The following is an 18,394-nucleotide window of genomic DNA, read 5'->3' on the forward strand; positions in this document are numbered from 1 at the left end:
CCGGAACACCACGGGGGAACGCGTCACGACCCTCCCTGCCGCCTTGCCCGTTCTGACGTCACTAACCTTACGAGCATGTGGAGAAACCCGTCGCATCCGGACCGTCCGCTGAACGCGGTCGTGCGGCCCGCAGGCCCCGAGCTGTACGCGGCGGTCCGCGACGCGCTGTCAGGCGAGGGCCCCGCGGTGCTGCCGCTCACCCCCGGGCAGGCCGGCGCCGCCATCGCCGCGCTGCGGCCCACGCACGTCGACGGCGAGCCGCGCGACGGCGGGCACGGGGTGCCGCCTGACGTGGCGGTGGTCATCGCGACCAGCGGCAGCACGGGCACGCCCAAGGGCGTCATGCTGTCGGCGACGGCGCTGCGCGCCTCGGCGGCGTCCTCCCTGCGGCGGCTGGGGGCGGCCAAGGGCGAGCGGTGGCTGTGCTGCCTGCCCGCTTCGCACGTGTCGGGGCTGCAGGTGCTGGTGCGTTCGCTGCTGGCCGGGAGCGAGCCGATCATGCACGAGCGCTTCGACCCGCGGGCCGTGCTCGGCGCGGGCGCCGACCACGTGTCGCTGGTGCCCACCCAGCTGCACAGGCTGGTCGAGCTGGGAGCCGACCTGTCCGGGTTCCGCACCATCCTGCTGGGGGGCGCGGCTCCGCGTCCCGGCCTGCTCGACGAGGCCCGCGACCTCGGCGCCTCGATCGTGACCACGTACGGGATGAGCGAGACGAGCGGCGGGTGCGTGTACGACGGCCGCCCTCTTTACAATGTAGATCTGAAGATCGGCGAGGACGGGCGCATCCTGGTGTCGGGGCCCGTGCTGTTCTCCGGCTACCGCTCCGGCGAGCCCGGCCCGTTCGACGGCGGCTGGTTCGTCACTTCCGACCTGGGCGAGCTGTCCGGCGGCCGGCTGCGGGTGCTGGGCCGGGCCGACGACGTCATCAATACCGGCGGCGAGAAGGTGGTGGCGGGCGCCGTGGCCACCGTGCTGGGCGGCCATCCCGCGATCGCGGACGTGGCGGTGGTCGGCAGGCCGGATCCCGAGTGGGGCGAGGTGGTCGTGGCCGCCGTGGTGCCCGCCGACCCTGTGAATCCGCCCACACTCCAGCAGTTGCGCGCCTACTGCGACGACCGGCTGCCGCCGTACGCCGCGCCGCGCGACCTGCGCGTGTTGCCCCGGCTTCCGCTGCTGCCCAACGGCAAACCTGATCTGTTGCGGCTGAAGTCCGGAACCTGATGAAGTGCGGATGCGTCATAGTGGGGAGAAGGAGGGAGCCTTGATGAACCAGTCCCGCAAGACGTGGGCGTCCGCGGCAGTGGTGGGCGTCGTCGTCGCCGGCGGCGTCTGGGTCGCGGCGGCCGCCTCGGCGGGCAGGCTCGACCAGGTCAGGCAGTCGACCAGGGCCGTCGTCGAGCAGGTCAGCCCGCCCCCTTCCGAGCCGACCGACATCGTGGTGTCCACCGGGGTCAACCCCGACCCGGAGGACGTCCTCCAATATTGGACCGACGAGCGCCTGGAAGACGCCCAGCCGATGCCCATGCCGGAGGTCGGGGAGTTCGAGATCGGCGAATAGCGCGATCAGGACCCGCGAGGGCGCGCCGCCGTCCGGGCGGCCCGCCCTTTTTCGCGTCACGGGAACAAATCGCGCCGCATGGCGTTATTGATACTGGTGAGTAGAGCGGCCGGAGCCGGGGCCGCGCCACCACACCCGCCTACATTTCGCTTCCACTCCGTTATGGAGGAGGTGTCCTCATGCCCCGAACCGCTGTGGCCCCAGCCGCCACCCTCGAGCAACTGATTGACCGAGGGCGAGCCCAGGGCCGCCTCTCTCTCGCGGAGCTGCGCGACGCTTTCGCCCAGGCCGGCATCACCCCGGCCGAGGGCCGCTCGATCTTGCGCGAGCTCACCGAGTCAGGGGTGAACCTGGCCGCCGAGAACGAGCCGACCACCCCGAAGAAGGCCGCAGGACGGCCTGCGAACAAGCCCGAGGCCAAGCGCTCCACCAGGAAGGCTTCGCGCTCAAAGACTACCGACTCCAAGGCCCCGGAGGCAAAGGCCGCCGAGGTGAAGACGGAGATCGACGCGGAGGGTCCCGACGACGCCGCGCTGGAGCCGGAGGAGGCCGAGCTGGAGACCGAGGCGCTCGACCTCGACGACCACCAGTCCGCCATGGGCGACTCGGTGCACACCTACCTGAAGTCCATCGGCCGCCGCACCCTGCTCACCGCCGCCGAGGAGGTCGACCTGGCCCGCCGGATCGAGGCCGGCCTGTACGCGGAGCACAAGCTGGAGAGTGAGCCGGACCTGTCCCCCGAGGACCGCGAGGAGCTGCTCCTCGTGGCGGAGGACGGCAAGGCGGCCAAGGACCACATGCTGGAGGCCAACCTCCGGCTGGTGGTCTCGGTGGCCAAGAAGTACACCGACCGCGGCATGTCGCTGCTGGACGTCGTCCAGGAGGGCAACCTCGGCCTGATCAGGGCCGTGGAGAAGTTCGACTACACCAAGGGCTTCAAGTTCTCCACCTACGCCATGTGGTGGATCCGCCAGGCGATCCAGCGCGGCTTCGCCGACTCGGCCCGCACCATCCGGCTGCCGGTGCACGTGCTGGAGATGCTCTCCAAGCTGTCGCGCGTCGAGCGTGAGATGCACCAGCGGATGGGCCGCGAGCCCACGCCGGAGGAGCTGGCGGTGGAGCTGGACAGGACGCCCGACCAGATCGAGGAGCTGATGCGGACCAGCCGCCAGCCGATCTCGCTCAACGCGACGATCGGCGAGGACGGCGAGACCACGATCGGCGACCTGATCGAGGACGTCGACTCGCCGGAGGCGTCGGAGATCGTCGACCGGCAGCTCCTCGGCGCCCAGCTGCGGGGCGTGCTGCAGAACCTGTCGCCGCGCGAGGCGAAGATCATGGCGCTGCGGTTCGGCCTGATCGACGGCAAGCCGCACACGCTGGACGAGATCGGCAAGCACCTCGGGCTCACCCGGGAGCGGATCCGCCAGCTGGAGAAGGAGTCGCTGTCGAAGCTGCGCCACCCGAGCAACACCCGCCCGCTGCTCGACTGGGCCAGCTGACCGGGGTCACCGCCGGGCCCGGCCGGGATGAACCCCGCCTGACCGTACCCGGGCCGGCTGACCCGGCGAACGCGACGAGCCCCGGCCTGCGCCGGGGCTCGTCTGCGTCTTGGCGGCCGGGCCGGGCTCACCGCCCGGGGAGGCCGGTCACCTGGCGGAGGGCACGGGACGGGGCACGCGCGGGATGCCCCACATCCTGTTTTCCTCGCGGAGCGTGCGCAGCTGCTCCACCTCCATGGTCCACATGGCGCCCTTGGGCGTCGCCTTGGCCTTGCGCCGGGCGATGCGGTCGTCGTAGGACTTGACCCCGAACGCCGCCCGCTGCCCCGCCTCGGCCGCGCGCAGCGCCTCGGTCAGCTCCTTGTCGAGCGCCCGGCCCGCGGCCCGCAGCTCGATCTCGTCGGCGTCGGCGGCGCGCAGGTCACGCAGCACCTGCTCCGCCTCCCTGGCCCTGCCGAGCAGCTCGGGGTAGCGCTTGGAGATCTCCAGATCCGCGTGGTAGCGGACCTCGGCCTCGCGGCTCACCCGCGGACGGAAAAACGCCATCGACTCTGCCCTTCACGCTGTCGTTCTTATCAGCGACCAGGGTACGCGCTCCGCGCCCCCGCCCCGTAACCGGTCCGGCGCGGCACTCCGGCGCAGCCTCCTTTACATAGTAAGATGATCACCATGCCCGCCAAGCGACCACCGGTCCCCCTGTCCCGCGAGCGCATCATCGAGGCCGCCCTGCACATCGCCGACAGCCAGGGCCTGCGCAGGCTCACCATGCGCAGGCTCGGCGACGCCCTCCAGGTCGAGGCCATGGCCATCTACCACCACCTGCCGCGCGGCAAGGAGGCGCTGATGGACGCCCTGGCCGAACACGTCACCTCCGTCCACGTCGAGCAGGCGGCGACCTGGCAGGAGACCGCCAGGGCGTGGTGCAGGGCCGGCCGCGAGATGCTGCGCGAGCATCCCGGCGTGCTGGCGCTGGCGCTCACCAAGCCGCCCAAGGGCGCCACCGTCATCGCCATCGGGGAGCAGATCGAGCAGCTCGCCGACGGCGGCCTGCCCGGCGCCGAGGAGGCCGTGCGCACGCTGCGGGCCTTCGTCTTCGGCAGCGTCGCGGTCGAGGTGCAGCGCTCGGGCTGGGCCGACCCCGAGGTGGACGAGTGGGTGCGGCGCGACCGCGACGCCGACGCCGACTTCGAACGCGGGCTCGACGCGTTGCTCCGAGGGCTCCAAACCTAGTGTGCGTGTCATGCTTGGCCCGTTATCCTGCATAAGGCACGCTGTGTCGGAGGTCACACTCCAGGGGATCCTCCCTTAACAGTCCAAACGGGCTATGTCGGAACGTGTGACGCACATCGCACACTTGCTGCACACTTACTGGAAAGAGAAACCCGAGCCGCTCCCGACTCCATGATCGGGGGCCATCCACGAGATATCGGAGGCACGCCGATGTGCCCGCACGACCCGGTCTGTCCGTCTGCCGACGCGCCTGACCGCGAAGCCGCCCGCACCCTGGCCTGCCACCCCGAGCAGGGGTGGAGTCTGCTGTGCAACGGGGTCGTCCTGTTCGAGGACACCGGTGAGCTGCTGCCCGGCGGCACCGCGATCGCCCCGCACCGCCCCGACCCGCTGGTCGGGGCAGCCTGAGCGCACCGCCGACCGGTTACCCGAGATAACGGGTCAGCCAGTCGGCGACCACCTCGCCCACCCGGGCGGGTTCCTTCTTCAGGTCGTGCCCCTCTCCCGGGAGCACCACGAGCCGCGTCGCGTCCGCCGCGTCGGGCACGCCGAACGGGTCCCTGTCACCGTTCACCACCAGCACATCGACTCCGGCGCCGCGCAGCTCGTCCGCCCTGGAACGGTCCGGCTTGCCGGGCGGGTGCAGCGGGAACGCCAGGGCCACCACCGCCACCGCCCCGGCCGCCCGCGCGGTCCGGCAGGCGACCCGCGCCCCGTTGCTCCGGCCGCCCTGCACGAGCGGCAGCCCGGGCCACCGGCCGCGCAGCTCGGCCAGCACGGCCAGCCACGCCTCGTCCTGCCGCTCGGCCGATCCGGGCGCCCGCGCCCCCGCCATCCTGAACGCCTGTGTCACCCTGGCCACGGTCACGCCCATGCCGAGGGCCGCCTCGCGGACCGCCAGCAGGTCGGGCGCGTCGACTCCCCCGGCCGACCCGTGCGTCAGCACCAGCAGCAGCCGGCCGCGCTCCTCCTGGTCGACGTCGACACGCGCCGGCCCCCGGGGAGTCATGATCTCCATGGCAGCACCGTACCTGGGGAGGAGCTCAACATAGCTCCCAGGTCTGATGACGGCGCGCCTCCGGACAGGGCAGGATGTCCTCTATGCAACCGGAGAGGGATGTCCGCGACGAACTGCGGGCGACGATCGACGCCCGCCGCGACCTCGGCCCCGACTACGAGCCCGCTCTTGTCGACTCCCTGGCCGACCGGCTCGACGCGACGATAGCGGCCCGGGTCGAAGCCGAGCTCAAGCGGCGCGGCAAGGAGACCAAGCGCAAGAACGACAGCTCCCGCTCCATGGTGCCGATCGCGCTGGGCTCGATGGGCATCGGCGTCCCGCTGACGGCCATCGCCGCCAGCCAGGCGGGCACCGTGGGGCTGATCGTCGCCTGGCTGTCCATCGTCCTGATCAACATCGCCGCCGCCGGCGCCCTGATGCGCCGCCCCTGACGGCCAACCCCGTCCCCCTCTCCCCCAGGCGCCACCCCGGAACTCCGGCGAGCCGAGCGGGCCGAAGGCACGCCTTACGGCGCCCGACCCGTGGGGGTTCCCAAAAAGGGTCTTGACCTGCCGCCAGCGCGCTGATGCGCCGCCTGTTACGGTCAAGGCAAGCCCGGCCACCACGCCCCTGGAACTACGGCGAGCTGAGCGGGCCGAAGGCACGCCTTGCGGCGCCCGACCCGTGGGGGTTCCCGAAAAGGTCTTGACCTGCCGCCGAGAATCGGCCGCCCGCCCCGTCAACCCACAGCGGCGAGCCGCCCACACCCGAAAGGGATCACACGGCTGCCCTCACTCCACAACCCAAGCGGACGAGATCGACCATGACGCGGCCGAGAGGCTTTCAAGCGATCGCCCGCACTCCACACGAGCAGACCGACCACTGACGCGGGCCGAAGGGTTCTCACACGGTCAGCTGCGCACCCTCCACCTCGTCCACCCGTGACCCATCGGGTTCCCATGCGGTCAGCTGCGATCCGCAACCCATGAGAGGGCAGAGCCGGCGCGGCCTGGAGAGGTTCTCAACCGCAGTTCGCCCGCACTACCCGGTGGCCGTCGGCACGCTTCCGGACTCATCGACGGTGGCCTGTGTTCGAAAATCACTGCGGGGCACGCACAACGGTGCCCTGACTCGAAAGCTGTGGGGTCGGCTCAGGTGTCGCGGTCGTAGCGGAGGCGTACTTCGGCCGCCAGGCCTTCGTCCTGGTGCTCCAGCCCGTACGCCCACACCTGCCCGGCGGCGTCGTCGCGGCCGCGCAGGGGAAGCGTGCGGGCCAGCAGCTCGATCGCCAGCGCGCTCACCTGCGCCTCGCCACCCTGCTCGACGGCCTCGGCGAACTCGGCGCAGGCCATCTCCAGGTGCGCGATGCCGAGTTGCACGCGCAACCGCGCCGCGTCCTCACCGGAGGCGGCGTCCTCCAGTGCGTCGAGCAGCACGTCGGCGGCCTCCCCCGGCTCCTCGCGCCCGATCAGCAGGTCGGCGAGCTGTTGCGCGGCGTGCACCCGCACCTCGGCGACGGGTCCGTCCGGCTGAGAACCCTCACGCGACGCTTCCCCGTCGGCCGGGGCGCCGTCCCCGCTCTGGTGGCCCGTCTCGATGGCGGCGCGCAGCTCGGCCTCCGCCTCGTCGTAGTCGCCCACCTCGCCGGCCAGCCGGGCCAGCGCCAGGTGCGCGAGCGGCACGTACGAGGGGGTGCCGACGCCGAGCACGGCCTGCCAGGCCCCGCGCGCCTGGTCCAGCCGCCCTTCACGCTCGAACCCCTGGGCGAGGTGGCAGGCGGCTTGGGCGGCGAACTCGGGATGCCCGGTGGCCAGCGCCGTCCTGGCGGCGGCCCGCGCCCCCTCCACGTCGCCCGCCTGGTCGAGCACCACGGCGAGCCCCACGGCGGCCTGCGCCCGATCGGGGCTGCCGGGCTGCGCGGCGAGCTCGGCGAGTATGGCGGCCGCGCCGTCGAGGTCACCGCCTTCGGCCAGGCGGCGGGCGGTGTCGAGCGGCGGGGTCTCCAGCTCTGAGAACGTCAAGAGAGCTCCTTCGGCGACGAACGCCCCGAGCCTAACGAGTTCTCGCGATCATGTCTGCTCGGTTGACCCCATCGGTCTGGCTGACGCCCGATTGGTCCGAAATGCCCCCCTGGAACGCGAACAGGCCCGGCCGCGCAGGGCCGGGCCTGGACCGCCGTTGTCAGTCCTCGTACGCCTCCAGAGGCGGGCAGGAGCACACCAGGTTGCGGTCGCCGTACGCCTGGTCGATCCGCCGCACCGGCACCCAGTACTTGTCCTCGCGCAGCGACGGCACCGGATAGGCCGCCTCGCTCCGCGAGTACGGGTGACTCCACTCGTCGGCGGTCAGCGCCTCCGCGGTGTGCGGGGCGTTCCGCAGGGGGTTGTCGGCCGGGTCGTACTCGCCGGAGGCCACCTTGGCGATCTCCGCGCGGATGGCGACCATCGCGTCCACGAACCGGTCCAGCTCGGCCAGGTCCTCGCTCTCGGTCGGCTCGATCATGAGCGTCCCGGCGACGGGGAAGGACATGGTGGGCGCGTGGAAGCCGTAGTCGATGAGCCGCTTGGCCACGTCGTCGACGGTGACGCCGGTCTCCTTGGTGATCTGCCGCAGGTCGACGATGCACTCGTGGGCGACCAGCCCGCCCCTGCCGGTGTAGAGGACGGGGTAGTGCGGGGCGAGGCCGCGGGCGAGGTAGTTGGCCGACAGGATGGCCTGCTCGGTGGCTGCGGTGAGGCCGTCGCTGCCCATCATCCTGATGTACGCCCACGAGATCGGCAGGATCCCGGCGGAGCCGTACGGAGCGGCAGAGACGGGCCCGACGGGCGAGCCGTCGCGCAGCGGGTGGCCGGGCAGGTAGGGGGCGAGGTGGGCGCGGACGGCGACCGGGCCGACGCCGGGCCCGCCGCCGCCGTGCGGGATGCAGAACGTCTTGTGCAGGTTGAGATGGGAGACGTCGGCGCCGAACTCGCCGGGCTTGGCCAGGCCGACGAGCGCGTTGAGGTTGGCCCCGTCGACGTACACCTGGCCGCCGGCGTCGTGCACCTTGGCGCAGATCTCCGTGACGGTCTCCTCGTAGACGCCGTGCGTCGACGGGTAGGTGACCATGATGGCGGCCAGCCGGTCGCGGTGCTTGCCGATCTTGGCGTCGAGGTCGGCCAGGTCGACGTTGCCGTCGTCGTCGCAGGCCACGACCACGACCCGCATGCCGGCCATGACGGCGCTGGCGGCGTTGGTGCCGTGGGCGGACGACGGGATGAGGCAGACGTCGCGCCCGGTGTCCCCGTTGGCGCGGTGGTAGGCGCGGATGGCCAGCAGCCCGGCGAACTCGCCCTGGGAGCCGGCGTTCGGCTGGATGGAGACCTTGTCGTAGCCGGTGACCTCGGCGAGCCAGTCCTCCAGCGTGCGGATCAGCTCGCCGTAGCCGAGCGCCTGCGCCTCGGGCGCGTACGGGTGGATGCCGGCGAACTCGGGCCAGGTGATGGGCTCCATCTCGGTGGTCGCGTTCAGCTTCATCGTGCAGGAGCCGAGCGGGATCATCGAACGGTCGAGCGCGATGTCCTTGTCCTGGAGCCTGCGCAGGTAGCGCAGCATCGAGGTCTCGCTGTGGTGGGTGTTGAACACCGGGTGGGTGAGGAAGTCCGACTCGCGCAGCAGGGAGGACGGCAGCGCGTCGTCCACGGCGTCCAGAGCGGCGTCCGTGCGCTCGACGCCGAAGGCCGCCCATACCTTGGCGAGCTCGGCGGCGCCGGTCTTCTCGTCGCAGGCGATGGAGACGTGGTCGGCGTCGGCCTGCCACAGGTTGACGCCGCGCTCGGCGGCCGCGGCGACGATGCCGGCGGCCCGGCCGGGGACGCGGGCCAGCACGGTGTCGAAGAACTCGGCGTGCACGACCTCGACGCCGCCCTCGCGCAGCCCCGCGGCGAGCGCGGCGGCGTGCCGGTGCACCCGCCGGGCGATCCGCCGCAGCCCGTCGGGCCCGTGGTAGACGGCGTACATGCCGGCGATCACGGCGAGCAGGACCTGCGCGGTGCAGATGTTGCTCGTGGCCTTCTCGCGGCGGATGTGCTGCTCGCGGGTCTGCAGGGCCAGCCGGTACGCGGCCGCGCCGTCGGCGTCGACCGACACCCCGACCAGGCGGCCGGGCATCTGGCGCTGCAGTCCCTCGCGTACGGACATGTAGGCGGCGTGCGGCCCGCCGTAGCCGAACGACACGCCGAACCGCTGGGAGGAGCCGACGGCGATGTCGGCGCCGAGCTCGCCCGGGGCGGCCAGGAGCGTGAGCGCCAGCAGGTCGGCGGCGGCCACGACCAGCGCGCCGGCCTCGTGCGCCCGCTCGGCCACGGCGCGGAAGTCGCGCAGCCGCCCGGACGCGCCGGGGTACTGGACCAGCACGCCGAAGCATTCGGGCAGGTCGCCGGTCAGGTCGCTCTCGACGAGCTCGATGCCGAGCGGTTCGGCGCGGGTGGCCAGCACGGCCTTGGTCTGCGGCAGCGTGTCGGCGTCCACCACGAACACCGGGCTCTTGGCCTTGCCGGCGCGGCGTGCCAGCGTCATGCCCTCGGCCGCGGCGGTGGCCTCGTCGAGCAGGGACGCCCCGGCGACGGGCAGGCCGGTGAGGTCGGAGACGACGGTCTGGAAGTTCAGCAGCGCCTCCAGCCGGCCCTGCGAGATCTCCGGCTGGTACGGGGTGTAGGCGGTGTACCAGCCCGGGTTCTCCAGGAGGTTGCGGCGGATGACGGCGGGCGTGACCGTGTCGTGGTAGCCGAGGCCGATCATGGAGGTGAGCACCTGGTTGCGGCCGGCGAGGGCGCGCAGTTCGGCGATGGCCTCGGCCTCGCTCGCGGCGGCCGGCAGTTTGAGCCGGTCCTTGGCCCTGATGGCCTCGGGCACGGCCACCGCGACCAGGTCCGCGACCGATTCGAAGCCGACGGCCTCGAGCATGCGCTGCTGCTCGGCCGCTGAGGGCCCGATGTGCCTGCTGGAGAACGGCGGTGCTGACAGGTCGGTCATGGAGATGCCTCCCGAGGCTGTGGAGACCGGCGCTGGGCGCGGGCGTATGCCGGATCTCCCCCTCTGTCATGGCGACCTGAGAGCTTCACCCCGCTACGGGGCTTGCACCGTCGGTGAAGTGCGCCTGGCGGACGCACCTGCTTTCCAGAGTTGCCTCACCCGAGCGGTACGGGCGCCTGAGAGATTCCGGGGAGGGTTGCTCCTTCGGCGCCCCGGCGGTGCCGGGGACTCTCCCGCACGGGGTCGTCAGCATGTCCTAGATTACAGCCTCGACCCGAATTGGGGTGGTACGGGGCGTCACCCGATGCGGCGCGCGCGCCGCCGCCGGGCCAGTTCGTCAGCGGGATGGTCGGCCGGGACGTCGTCCACGACCGCCGCCCGTTCCCCCGGCAGCTCCGCGAGGGATCCTTCGACCTCGCGCCAGACCCGGCCGAGCGCTATGCCGAACACGCCCTGACCGCCCTGGAGAAGGTCGATGACCTCGTCGGCCGAGGTGCACTCGTAGACGCTGACGCCGTCGCTCATCAGCGTGATCTGCGCGAGGTCGGCGACCCCGCGGTCGCGCAGATGCTGGACGGCGGTGCGGATCTGCTGGAGGGAGACTCCGGTGTCGAGGAGCCGCTTGACGACTTTCAGGACCAGGATGTCGCGGAAGCTGTAGAGGCGCTGGGAGCCGGAGCCGTGCGCGGCTCTTATCGTGGGCTCCACCAGGCCCGTGCGCGCCCAGTAGTCGAGCTGCCTGTAGGTGATGCCGGCCGCCGCGCAGGCTGTCGGCCCGCGGTATCCGATGTCGTCCGGCAGCGTGGCAGGCTGCTCGTCGAAGAGCAATCCTTGTTCTCCGGCACGCTGCCGCGCACTCTCGCGCCGCACCGGATCTTCCTGGCCGGCCGTCTTTCCCTCGCCGCTGCTGACCGCCACGCGGACCTCCGGCTTTCTCTCATCCCGTGGCCTCATCTGGGGGTTCGTAAAAGGTCGACCACGGGTTTCACTTGCACCGTAGGACCGTGACCATGCTCAGTCAACGATCCGGCTCGGCGCGTCGTGAAGCGTAAATGCACTGAAATACCTACCCCGCCCGGCCGAAGTCCTCGGGTGAGATCGTGTCAAGGAACTCCCTGAACTTCTCCACCTCGTCCTCCTGGTCGTCGGGGATGATCACACCGGCCTCCTGGACCACCTCCTCGCTGGCGAAGATGCGGGCTCCGGTGCGGAGCGCCAGCGCGATCGAGTCGGAGGGCCGGGCGCTGACCTCCACGCCGTTGGAGAACACGAGGTCGGCGAAGAAGATGCCGTCACGCAGAGCGACGATGTTGACGGCGCGCAGACCCACGCCGAGCGCGCTCAGCACGTCCCTGAAAAGATCGTGGGTGAGCGGCCGGGGCGGCGGCTCGTCGGCCTGTGCCAGCGCTATGGCCGTCGCTTCGGTCATGCCGATCCAGATCGGCAGGAACCGCTCCCCGTGTGCCTCCTTGAGCAGAACGATCGGCTGATTGGTGGGCATTTCTACCCGAACGCCCACTACCTCCATCTGCAACACGGGCTGCTCCATATTCGACTGGCCGGTGGCCCGGCTCAGGTCATCGCTGGTCCGCTTCTGCATTTCAACGTAACACCCGCCGAGCCCTGAATGTCCCGCAGGCCGCTCATCGGCCCAGAACGCCACGAACCCCCGTACGCAGCAGGGCGGCATGGAGGTCGAGCAGGAGTGCCGACAGCTCCCTGGCCGCTTCGTCGGCCTCACCGATCGCGCCGGGCTTGCGGCGTTTGAGTATGGGCGCGACCGTCTGCTCGACCAGACCGGCCTCCCGCTCCGCCGCGGCCTTGACGGCGCGCAGATGACGGGCGTGCAGGCCGAAGCGGGCCAGCCCGCCCACGGCCCGGGCGATCTTCAGCGCTTCCTCGTCGTAGCGCCGGGCGACCGGCGCCAGCAGCCCGTAGTCCTCCAGCTCGGTCAGCGTCTCCTCGTCGAGCCCCGCGGACTCCAGCAGCTCGGCCCGGGTGAGCTTGACCTCCTGCTTGTCGTGCAGCGCGCGGGGACGGCCGAAGCTCTCGGCCATCTTGTCCTTGATCACGCGCAACGGGAGGTAGTGGTCGCGCTGCTCGGTCAGGATGTAACGCAGCTGCTCGACGTGCAGGTGGGTGAACTTGCGGAAGCCGGACGGGGTGCGCTCCGGCTCGATCAGCCCTTCGCCCTCCAGGAAACGGATCTTGGAGATGGTGACGTCGGGGAACTCGCCCTGCAGCAGGGCGAGCACCTCCCCGATGCTCATGTGCGAGCGTGCCGCCTGTGAGCTCATGTGCCGGCGGGGGTCCGCATCAGGAACAGCAGCCGGAACTTGCCGATCTGCACCTCGTCCCCGGAGTGGAGCGGGACCTCCTCGATGCGCTCCCGGTTGACGTAGGTGCCGTTGAGGCTGCCCACGTCGCGCACCGAGAACTGGCCGCCGCGATGGCGGTAGAACTCGACATGACGGCGCGAGACCGTGATGTCGTCGAGGAAGATGTCGCTCTCCGGGTGGCGGCCGGTGGTGGTCAGCTCCTTGTCGAGCCGGAACCGGCTGCCCTGGTTGGGCCCCCTGGTGACGGTGAGCAGCGCCGCGCCCGGCGGGAGCTGCTCCACCAGCGCCCGCTCGGCCAGCAGCATGTCGCCGGTCTCAGCCTCGTACGCCTCTATTCCCGCGACAGAGATCGTCGATGTCGTGTCCCCGGAGACCTCGGGTCTGGTCAGCTGGGTCCCACAACGGGAACAGAAACGGGCATCCTCGGGGTTGGCATGCCCGCACTGCGTGCAGTAGACGCTCGGCATCGATCGGCTCGGCCTCCTACCGCGAAGTCGCGGCAACGGTGCTCGGGGCGCGCCTCGCTTCGCTCTTCACGTTTTGGCGAATGCCGCAACTTACGCTGATCAGCGGCAAAGGTCAAGGCGGGGCGCTGGACGACAGGTTCGGACGCTGACAAAGTTACAACCGCCCCTACCTGAAGGTCCATGCCGCCGCGCGTCTTAACATTACGATCTTGCGGTCCTTCCAGACAAATCGTGGACAGGATCCGGCCTGTTATGGATCATGTCGCCTGCTCGACCACCTGGGCCCAGCGTTCGAGCAGGATCTGCGCGGTGTCGACGTCCGACGCCTCCGCCCACAGGTCGGTCGCCGGTTCGGTGGCGGCGGGCAGGATGAGCACCCAGCTGCCGTCGTCGCCGACCACCCGCACCCCGTCGGTGGTGTCGATCCGGTGACCGTCGCCGCTCGACTCGGCCGCCTCGATGACCGAGCGCATCACCGCCCCCTTCGCCGCCCACTGCGTCGGGATCGTCCGCTTGAGCAGCTTGGCCTCGGGGATCCTGGCGTCGATCTGGCTGAGCGAGAGCCGGGTGCGGGCCACCAGCCCGAGCAGCCTCATGAACGCGGCCAGCCCGTCGATGGCCGGGCTGAACTCGGGCACCACGAAGCCGCCCCGCCCGTCGCCGGCGAAGATCATGCCGGGGTCGCCGGCGGCCGAGGTGAGCGCGTCGACGGCGGTCGAGGTCCACCGCACCTGCACGCCGTGGAAGCGGCACACCTGCTCGGCGACCCGGGTGGTGGTGACGGGCAGCGCCACCTGCCCGCCCCTGCGCTCGGCGGCCACCAGGTCGAGGACCACCAGCAGTGCCCGCTCCTCGCTGATGAGCTGGCCCTGCTCGTCCACCAGCGCGATGCGCTCCCCCACCGGGTCGAACCTGACGCCGAAGGCCGCGCGTGAGGAGCTCACGAGCTCCGACAGCCGCTGCAGGTCGCGCCGGCGCTCGGCGATCGTCTCGGTGGGCGACAGGTCGTCCAGCACCGCGTTGACGGTGAGCACCTCGATCCCGGCCCGGCCCAGCAACCGCGGCAGCACCAGCGAGGAGGTGCCGCCCGCGCAGTCTGCCACCACCTTCATCCCGCGCACGCCGGTCATGTCGACCCGGCCCAGCAGCTCGTGCGAGTAGTCCTCGACCGCCCTGGCCGGAAAGGTCAGCTCGGCGATCTCGCCGGGGAAGGCGCGGCGGAACTCCTGCCGGGAGAAGACCCGCTCAAGCTTGCGCTGGGCGCCGGGGGGCAGGTCGGCGCCGCGGTCGTCCATGATGACGATGTCGACGCTCTGCGGGTCGCCGGCGGTGGTGCGCAGCGTGATGCCGCCGGCGGCGGTGCCCCTGGCGGTGTGGAAGCGCGCCACCGGCAGCGGCGCCGCCTCGAGGTCGTGGACGTTGATCGCGCTGGCGTTGAGCGCGCCGATCACGGCCCGCTTGAGCGCCCTGGCGGCCAGCGAGGAGTCACGCGAGGTGACGACGTACTCGCCCTTCTTCAGCGTGGTGGCGTACGCGCTGGCCAGCCGGACGCAGAGCTCGGGCGTGATCTCGACGTTGACCAGCCCGCTGACCCCGCGCGGGCCGAACAGGCCGCGCTGGCCGCGCGACTCCCAGATGACGCTGGTGTTGACGACCGCGCCGGCCTCGATGGTCTTGAACGGGTAGATCTTGACCCCGCTGGAGACGTACGCCTCGGCCTCGATGACGCACTCGTCGCCGATGATCGCGTTCTCCTCGATGCGGGCGCCGCTCATCACGTCGGTGGCCTTGCCGATCACGCAGCCGCGCAGGTGGGTGCCGGGGCCGAGGTAGACGTTGTCGTGCACGATCGCGCGGTGCAGGAAGGCGCCCTCGCGCACCACCGCGTTGTTGCCGAGCACCGTGTACTCGCGCAGCTCGGCGCCGGCCTCGACCTTGGCGTACTCGCCGACGAACAGCGGCCCCTTGAGCACGGCGTCCGGCTCGACCGAGGCGGAGCCGGCCACCCAGACGCCGGGCGACACCTCGAAGCCGCCGATGTCGAGCCTGACCTTGCCGGACAGGGCGTCGGCCTGGGCCTTGCGGTAGCTGTCGTGGCTGCCGACGTCCTCCCAGTAGCCGTCGGCCACGTAGCCGTAGATGGGGGCGCCGCGCTCCAGCAGCCTGGGGAAGACGTCGGCCGACCAGTCGGCGGGCTCGCCGGTGGGGACGTCGCCCAGCACCTCGGGCTCCATGACGTAGATGCCGGTGTTGACGGTGTCGGAGAAGACCTGGCCCCAGGTGGGCTTCTCCAGGAAGCGCTGCACCCGCCCGGCCTCGTCGACGATGACGATGCCGAACTCGAGCGGGTTCGGCACCCGCTTGAGCCCGATGGTGACGAGCGCCCCCGTGTCGCGGTGGAAGCGGATCATGTCGGTCAGGTCGATGTCGGTGAGCGCGTCGCCGGAGATGACCAGGAAACGGTCGTCACGCAGCCGGGCGGCGGCGTTCTTCACGCTCCCCGCGGTGCCCAGGGGCACGTCCTCGGTCGCGTACTGCAGGCGCATGCCGAGCTCGTCGCCGTCGCCGAAGTAGTTGCGCACCAGCGCGGCCAGGAACTGCACCGTGACCACGGTCTCGGTGATGCCGTGCCGTTTGAGCAGGCGCAGCACATGTTCCATGATCGGACGGTTGACCACAGGGAGCAGGGGTTTGGGCTGGTTGGCCGTCATCGGCCGCAACCGGGTGCCTTCGCCGCCCGCCATGACAACCGCCTTCACCGCTCACTCCTTCGTGGTCGCGGTCACGAGCCGGCGCACCTGTAGCACGTACAACACGCCTGCCCACCAGTAGAGGCCCGTTCCCCACAGCGCGAACGCCCACCCGACGATGCGGGCCACTTCGGCATACCACCCCGTGTGGGAGGCAAGGAAGAGGAGAGGGAAGGCATACATGAGGTTAAACATGGCGGCCTTGCCCAGGAAATGCACCTGAAGTGCCCGATATCCATGCTTGCGGAGTACAGGGAAGGAACAGGCGACGAAGATTTCCCTGGCCAGGATCACGGCCACCAGCCACCACGGGATGATCTCCCGCACCAGCAGCGCCACGATGGTCGCGAACACGTACAACTTGTCCGCGGCCGGGTCGATCAGCCGCCCGAGCCTGCTGGTCTGGTTGAACGCGCGAGCGATCTTCCCGTCGAGCCAGTCGGTGAACCCGGCCACCGCGAGCACCCCGAGTGCCCACCCGTCGGCCCGCGGCCCCAGAGCCAGCCACAGGAACACGGGCACGCCAAGGAGACGCAGGAAGCTCAGCAGGTTGGGAACCGTCCAGATTCGGTCCTCGGCGGAAGTTTCACTCACGCCCCAGACCCTACTGCGCGAACTTCCGGCCCAGCGGGGCCGCATCCGGCCAAGCTCCCGCCGTCAGGCGCGGACGAAGTCGTGCGTGCGGCCGATCTCCGCGAATCCGAGGCGGGCGTAGAACTCCCTGGGCCAGTCGCCCGCGTCGGCCACCAGGAACACCAGCCCGGCCGCCGCGGTGGCCTCCGCCAGGAGTGAGAGCATCAGCGCGCGGGCGTGCCCCCTGCCCCGGTGCGGGACGGCGGTCACCAGGTCCTCGATCTGCGCCACGCCGTCGTGGACGTACAGGTCGGCGCGGGCGGCGATCTCGCCGCCGGAGCTCCGCACGCCGCGGAACCCGACCCGGCCGGCGCCGCGCAGTCTGGTCTCGGCCCGCCGGGCGAGCTGCTCGATCACCTCGTCGCCGGCGTCCGGCAGCGTCTCGCGCCAGGTCTCGCGCAGCACGGGCAGCAGCACCGCCAGGGAGAGCTCCTCGGCGTGCGGGACGCGGGGCGGGTCGCCGCGGTAGGCCATGAGCACGTTCTCCTCGTGCCGGTAGCCCGCCGCCGCGAACGCGGGCGCGAACTCCCGGCCGAGCCGGTCGTCGTGCACGCACACCATCCGGTGGCCGCGCGCCCCCAGCACCTCCTCCGCCGCCGCGAGCACGGCCCGCGGGTCCTCTCCGTGCCACACGACGAGCTTGTTGTCGTCGTACGAGGCCGCGTAGCGATCGTCGAGCACCCCGAAGCCACCGGGCACCGGCACCACCCGCGGCGCCCGCCGCCGCGCGAACCCGCGCAGGAACTCCCGCGCCCGCTCCCCGCTCTGTAAGCGTTCCCCGGACATCCCGTCGACTCCGTTCCCCATGGCGCTCCGAGAGCGCGTCACCTCGCCCTGAGAGGGCGCGTCAGGAGGCGGCGCGGGCGGCGTCGACGAAGGCGGCGATCAGCGCCGGGTCCTTGACGCCGGGAGCGGTCTCGACGCCGCTGGAGACGTCGACCCCCCAAGGGCGGGCGGCGGCGATCGCCTCGGCGACGTTGGACGGCGCCAGGCCGCCCGCGAGCAGCCACTGCCCCGAAGGGCGGCCGCGGACGGCCGACCAGTCCCACGGCTCGCCGGAGCCCGCCCGGGGCGCGTCGACGATGAGCATGCTCTCGTCGAAGGCGCCGCACCGCAGGTCGGCCCGCGCGTCGACGGCCCTGATCAGGGTGCGGCCGAGGTCCTTGAGCGCGGTGAAGTCGCCGTGCGGGTGGTGGCCGTGGAGCTGGACGGCCCGCACCCCGGCGGCGAGCGCCGCGGCCCGGACCGTGGCGGGGTCCTCGCCGCGGAAGACGCCCACGGTCAGCACCTCCGGCGGCACCAGGGCCCCCAGCTCGGCGGCCCGCTCGGGCGTGATCCGGCGCGAGCTGCTGGTCAGCACGAAGCCGATGGCGTCGGCGCCGGCCTCGACGGCCGCGGCCACGTGGCCGGGATCGGTCAGGCCGCAGATCTTCACGTACACAGGAACGAGATTAGCGGCGGCGGGACGCTCCCGGCGACCACGACCAGATGAGCAGCGCGGTGGCGAGCCCGGACATGACGATCCCGTTGGGCAGGTGGGCGCCGAGCATCTCCCAGGTGAAGTGCTGGCCCATCCCCGCGACGAACAGCGCGAGGCTGGCCAGGGCGGGCCAGCCGGCGCCGCGGCCCGGCCGCCACACGAGCACGGCGAAGACGATCTGCAGGAGCCCGACGAGGTGGACGAGCATCCCGGCCATCACGTGGGGCTCGGCCATCGCCCCGTCGGTGGCGACCGACTGGCCGGCGAGCGAGCCGGCCACGACGAGGCCCGCCGCCTGGGCGATGATCGTCAGCCGCAGCGCGTACAGCAGGCCGGCGTTGACCGGCTTGACGGGGGCCGAGGCGGGCGGGCGCTGGAAGAGATCCGTTTCTGACATGTCCGCAGTCCTTTCGATCGAGGACCAA

19 protein-coding genes and 1 riboswitch are annotated in these 18,394 nt (G+C 71.5%); of the genes, 6 read left to right on the top strand and 13 right to left on the bottom strand.

Annotated elements, in window-relative coordinates; genetic code table 11:
* Positions 1–75 precede the first annotated feature (75 nt).
* The 3 genes from AB0K05_RS39435 to AB0K05_RS39445 all read left to right on the top strand — a co-directional run bounded on the left by AB0K05_RS39435 (position 76) and on the right by AB0K05_RS39445 (position 3,060).
* On the top strand, positions 76–1,221 hold the full coding sequence (locus AB0K05_RS39435) for an AMP-binding protein (protein WP_271276573.1): 1,146 nt from the start codon (positions 76–78) through the stop codon (positions 1,219–1,221).
* Between the two features lie 43 nt (positions 1,222–1,264).
* Entirely contained in the window at positions 1,265–1,558 is a 294-nt protein-coding gene (locus tag AB0K05_RS39440) for a hypothetical protein (protein ID WP_148031953.1), read from the top strand.
* Between the two features lie 179 nt (positions 1,559–1,737).
* Complete coding sequence (locus AB0K05_RS39445) at positions 1,738–3,060, top strand: RNA polymerase sigma factor (protein ID WP_271276572.1); 1,323 nt, start codon at positions 1,738–1,740, stop codon at positions 3,058–3,060.
* A 147-nt stretch (positions 3,061–3,207) separates the two neighbouring features.
* On the opposite strand, the gene AB0K05_RS39450 is transcribed toward AB0K05_RS39445, so the two are convergent.
* Positions 3,208–3,606: a hypothetical protein gene (locus AB0K05_RS39450; protein ID WP_271276571.1), complete on the bottom strand. Its 399-nt coding sequence runs from the start codon at positions 3,604–3,606 to the stop codon at positions 3,208–3,210.
* 114 nt (positions 3,607–3,720) lie between these two features.
* Here AB0K05_RS39450 and AB0K05_RS39455 point away from each other — a divergent pair, with 114 nt between their 5' ends.
* A complete protein-coding gene (locus AB0K05_RS39455; protein ID WP_364236300.1) occupies positions 3,721–4,290 on the top strand; it encodes a TetR family transcriptional regulator in 570 nt (189 codons plus the stop codon).
* A 210-nt stretch (positions 4,291–4,500) separates the two neighbouring features.
* On the top strand, positions 4,501–4,698 hold the full coding sequence (locus AB0K05_RS39460) for a DUF5999 family protein (protein WP_148031957.1): 198 nt from the start codon (positions 4,501–4,503) through the stop codon (positions 4,696–4,698).
* 16 nt (positions 4,699–4,714) lie between these two features.
* On the opposite strand, the gene AB0K05_RS39465 is transcribed toward AB0K05_RS39460, so the two are convergent.
* Complete coding sequence (locus AB0K05_RS39465; RefSeq protein ID WP_271276570.1) at positions 4,715–5,308, bottom strand: alpha/beta family hydrolase; 594 nt, start codon at positions 5,306–5,308, stop codon at positions 4,715–4,717.
* Between the two features lie 83 nt (positions 5,309–5,391).
* On the opposite strand from AB0K05_RS39465, the gene AB0K05_RS39470 reads away from it, so the two are divergent.
* Positions 5,392–5,739 carry a hypothetical protein gene (locus AB0K05_RS39470; protein WP_148031959.1) on the top strand — a complete coding sequence of 116 codons (348 nt, stop codon included), beginning with the start codon at positions 5,392–5,394 and terminating at the stop codon, positions 5,737–5,739.
* Positions 5,740–6,438: 699 nt separating this feature from the next.
* Here AB0K05_RS39470 and AB0K05_RS39475 read toward each other — a convergent pair.
* The 11 genes from AB0K05_RS39475 to AB0K05_RS39525 all read right to left on the bottom strand — a co-directional run bounded on the left by AB0K05_RS39475 (position 6,439) and on the right by AB0K05_RS39525 (position 18,366).
* Positions 6,439–7,308, bottom strand: coding sequence for a tetratricopeptide repeat protein (locus AB0K05_RS39475; RefSeq protein ID WP_271276569.1), 870 nt, complete (start codon positions 7,306–7,308; stop codon positions 6,439–6,441).
* 160 nt (positions 7,309–7,468) lie between these two features.
* Entirely contained in the window at positions 7,469–10,300 is a 2,832-nt protein-coding gene (gene gcvP / locus AB0K05_RS39480; RefSeq protein WP_364236304.1) for an aminomethyl-transferring glycine dehydrogenase, read from the bottom strand.
* Positions 10,301–10,454: 154 nt separating this feature from the next.
* A riboswitch (glycine riboswitch) is annotated at positions 10,455–10,546 on the bottom strand.
* A 51-nt stretch (positions 10,547–10,597) separates the two neighbouring features.
* Positions 10,598–11,218 carry a MerR family transcriptional regulator gene (locus tag AB0K05_RS39485; protein ID WP_148031962.1) on the bottom strand — a complete coding sequence of 207 codons (621 nt, stop codon included), beginning with the start codon at positions 11,216–11,218 and terminating at the stop codon, positions 10,598–10,600.
* A gap of 148 nt (positions 11,219–11,366) precedes the next feature.
* Positions 11,367–11,837 (bottom strand): bifunctional nuclease family protein, encoded by a 471-nt coding sequence (locus AB0K05_RS39490; protein WP_148031963.1) that lies wholly within the window; start codon positions 11,835–11,837, stop codon positions 11,367–11,369.
* A 106-nt stretch (positions 11,838–11,943) separates the two neighbouring features.
* Complete coding sequence (locus AB0K05_RS39495; RefSeq protein WP_148031964.1) at positions 11,944–12,570, bottom strand: MerR family transcriptional regulator; 627 nt, start codon at positions 12,568–12,570, stop codon at positions 11,944–11,946.
* Between the two features lie 23 nt (positions 12,571–12,593).
* Complete coding sequence (locus AB0K05_RS39500) at positions 12,594–13,106, bottom strand: FHA domain-containing protein (protein WP_364236307.1); 513 nt, start codon at positions 13,104–13,106, stop codon at positions 12,594–12,596.
* A 257-nt stretch (positions 13,107–13,363) separates the two neighbouring features.
* Complete coding sequence (locus tag AB0K05_RS39505) at positions 13,364–15,865, bottom strand: mannose-1-phosphate guanyltransferase (RefSeq protein WP_219544407.1); 2,502 nt, start codon at positions 15,863–15,865, stop codon at positions 13,364–13,366.
* A gap of 3 nt (positions 15,866–15,868) precedes the next feature.
* On the bottom strand, positions 15,869–16,450 hold the full coding sequence (locus AB0K05_RS39510; RefSeq protein ID WP_261808589.1) for a CDP-alcohol phosphatidyltransferase family protein: 582 nt from the start codon (positions 16,448–16,450) through the stop codon (positions 15,869–15,871).
* A gap of 63 nt (positions 16,451–16,513) precedes the next feature.
* Positions 16,514–17,275 carry a GNAT family N-acetyltransferase gene (locus AB0K05_RS39515; protein ID WP_364236311.1) on the bottom strand — a complete coding sequence of 254 codons (762 nt, stop codon included), beginning with the start codon at positions 17,273–17,275 and terminating at the stop codon, positions 16,514–16,516.
* Positions 17,276–17,336: 61 nt separating this feature from the next.
* Positions 17,337–17,930, bottom strand: a complete 594-nt coding sequence (locus AB0K05_RS39520; protein ID WP_364236313.1) for a phosphoribosylanthranilate isomerase — start codon at positions 17,928–17,930, stop codon at positions 17,337–17,339.
* A gap of 10 nt (positions 17,931–17,940) precedes the next feature.
* Positions 17,941–18,366, bottom strand: a complete 426-nt coding sequence (locus tag AB0K05_RS39525; RefSeq protein ID WP_148031970.1) for a hypothetical protein — start codon at positions 18,364–18,366, stop codon at positions 17,941–17,943.
* Between the last annotated feature and the right edge of the window lie 28 nt (positions 18,367–18,394).

It is taken from the genome of Nonomuraea sp. NPDC049486, assembly GCF_040676925.1.
GTDB lineage: Bacteria > Actinomycetota > Actinomycetes > Streptosporangiales > Streptosporangiaceae > Nonomuraea > Nonomuraea ferruginea.

Coding starts and splice junctions, on each gene's coding strand:
- AB0K05_RS39435 (WP_271276573.1), top strand. CDS start 76: ATGTGGAGAAACCCGTCGCATCCGGACCGTCCGCTGAACGCGGTCGTG.
- AB0K05_RS39440 (WP_148031953.1), top strand. CDS start 1,265: ATGAACCAGTCCCGCAAGACGTGGGCGTCCGCGGCAGTGGTGGGCGTC.
- AB0K05_RS39445 (WP_271276572.1), top strand. CDS start 1,738: ATGCCCCGAACCGCTGTGGCCCCAGCCGCCACCCTCGAGCAACTGATT.
- AB0K05_RS39450 (WP_271276571.1), bottom strand. CDS start 3,606: ATGGCGTTTTTCCGTCCGCGGGTGAGCCGCGAGGCCGAGGTCCGCTAC.
- AB0K05_RS39455 (WP_364236300.1), top strand. CDS start 3,721: ATGATCACCATGCCCGCCAAGCGACCACCGGTCCCCCTGTCCCGCGAG.
- AB0K05_RS39460 (WP_148031957.1), top strand. CDS start 4,501: ATGTGCCCGCACGACCCGGTCTGTCCGTCTGCCGACGCGCCTGACCGC.
- AB0K05_RS39465 (WP_271276570.1), bottom strand. CDS start 5,308: ATGGAGATCATGACTCCCCGGGGGCCGGCGCGTGTCGACGTCGACCAG.
- AB0K05_RS39470 (WP_148031959.1), top strand. CDS start 5,392: ATGCAACCGGAGAGGGATGTCCGCGACGAACTGCGGGCGACGATCGAC.
- gcvP (WP_364236304.1), bottom strand. CDS start 10,300: ATGACCGACCTGTCAGCACCGCCGTTCTCCAGCAGGCACATCGGGCCC.
- AB0K05_RS39495 (WP_148031964.1), bottom strand. CDS start 12,570: ATGAGCATCGGGGAGGTGCTCGCCCTGCTGCAGGGCGAGTTCCCCGAC.
- AB0K05_RS39500 (WP_364236307.1), bottom strand. CDS start 13,106: ATGCCGAGCGTCTACTGCACGCAGTGCGGGCATGCCAACCCCGAGGAT.
- AB0K05_RS39515 (WP_364236311.1), bottom strand. CDS start 17,275: ATGTCCGGGGAACGCTTACAGAGCGGGGAGCGGGCGCGGGAGTTCCTG.
- AB0K05_RS39525 (WP_148031970.1), bottom strand. CDS start 18,366: ATGTCAGAAACGGATCTCTTCCAGCGCCCGCCCGCCTCGGCCCCCGTC.